General features: G+C 58.4%; 2 protein-coding genes. Both read right to left on the bottom strand.

Features of this window, described 5'->3' with window-relative positions; genetic code table 11:
- Positions 1 to 518 (bottom strand): SEL1-like repeat protein (locus tag RW65_RS00035; protein WP_039054644.1); only part of this gene is annotated, 518 nt, incomplete at its 3' end.
- Positions 519 to 565: 47 nt separating this feature from the next.
- Positions 566 to 1,726, bottom strand: a 1,161-nt coding sequence (locus tag RW65_RS22820) for an SEL1-like repeat protein (protein ID WP_039054643.1), incomplete at its 5' end; no start/stop codon positions are given.

Raw genomic sequence — 1,726 nt, 5'->3', positions numbered from 1 at the left:
CCGACGTAAGCCTGCGCCTGCGGATTCCCTTCATCTGCCGCTTTTCGGTAGTAGCGCAATGCCATCCCGTCATCCTGTTTCAGACCGGCTGCGCCATACTGCAGATAAATCGCAATAAAGTAGTAGCCGCTGGCGACCTTCGCCTTAATCAGTTGCTGAGCGAAACGCAGCCGTTCACCGCCTGTTAACCCGAAGCGGCCCCGCAGTGAGCCATTCAGCAGGTTGATGGTGGCTTTCGTATGTGCATTTTCCGCCGCGATGCGGTACAGCCGCCCGACCTCGGTGTCCACCGACTTGTCGTCCTGTAACCGGTTATTGACCTGCAGCCAGCGGGCGTATTTAAACAGAACATCGGCCTCCGCCGCTGGCTCCGGCAGGGTTTCATACCGGCAGGTAAAGGCCTGCCGGATGTTTATATCGGTCAGTGGCTCTGCCGGTACCGCCCTGACGGGAGGTGGCTGGTCGCACCCCGCCAGCAGCAGGCAGCCCAGCAGGGCCGATACGGGTTTTACTTTCATCCCTGCGCTCCTTTTCCATGATTTTTGCATACCAACTGCCGTCAGGCTCAGGCCTCACCCAGCCATTGCCAGTACACAGGCCTGTCTTCCTGCATCCATCTGTCCCGCAGCGGCCACGGACGCGTATCAATCCAGTCCACGGTGTCGGTGGGCATGATATCGCCCGCGTTAAAATGAAGGATCTCCTGTTTGCTTGTCCCGAACTGCGGCACCCACGCTATCTGCCAGTAGCCGCTTCTCGGGCAGGGCTCTCCGGTGTAACACTGCAGGTTTACGACGTCATTTTTCTCAAAATCCGGGGAGGCAGGCAGCGGTCTGCCCGTGGCAGGGTTCAGCTGTTTTGCCCTGGCCAGTTCTGCAATCAGCGACTCGCCGGGTTTGGGTGGCGCGATATTGGCCTCGTACGCTTCCAGCCACTTGAGTTTGCCGTCCCATTCCGGCAGCGGAGCAGGCGGCAGCGGGACGATATCGTTGATTTCAGGTACGGTGGGATGGGCATACGAATAGCTACTCAGCACTTTGCCAATGGCTTTGTAGCGTCTTGAGCGTTCGGGGTCTTTCTGTTGCCCCAGATAATACAGCCGGTTCGTGGGTTCCGGTCCGTTAAAACCTTCTTTTAAAAAACTGGCGGAACTGCTATGACCGGCTGCCACACCCAGCTGAAAAGCCTCCACTGCCTGCTGATACTCTTCCCTGCCCTGGAGGTTAATTCCCAGCCTGCCGGCTGCCTGACCGTCGCCCTGCTCTGCGGCACACTGGCGCATCTGGCGGGCAATATCCGGAGCCATTTTGACCGGAGCGAGCTTATCTCCGACGTAAGCCTGCGCCTGCGGATTCCCTTCATCTGCCGCTTTTCGGTAGTAGCGCAATGCCATCCCGTCATCCTGTTTCAGACCGGCTGCGCCATACTGCAGATAAATCGCAATAAAGTAGTAGCCGCTGGCGACCTTCGCCTTAATCAGTTGCTGAGCGAAACGCAGCCGTTCACCGCCTGTTAACCCGAAGCGGCCCCGCAGTGAGCCATTCAGCAGGTTGATGGTGGCTTTCGTATGTGCATTTTCCGCCGCGATGCGGTACAGCCGCCCGACCTCGGTGTCCACCGACTTGTCGTCCTGTAACCGGTTATTGACCTGCAGCCAGCGGGCGTATTTAAACAGAACATCGGCCTCCGCCGCTGGCTCCGGCAGGGTTTCATACCGGCAGGTAAA

Origin of the sequence: Enterobacter sp. Bisph1 (assembly GCF_000814905.1) — a bacterium.
Lineage (GTDB): Bacteria > Pseudomonadota > Gammaproteobacteria > Enterobacterales > Enterobacteriaceae > Kosakonia.
Note: the sequence above shows the minus strand (reverse complement) of the source record. Positions and strands in the feature narration are given on the sequence as shown.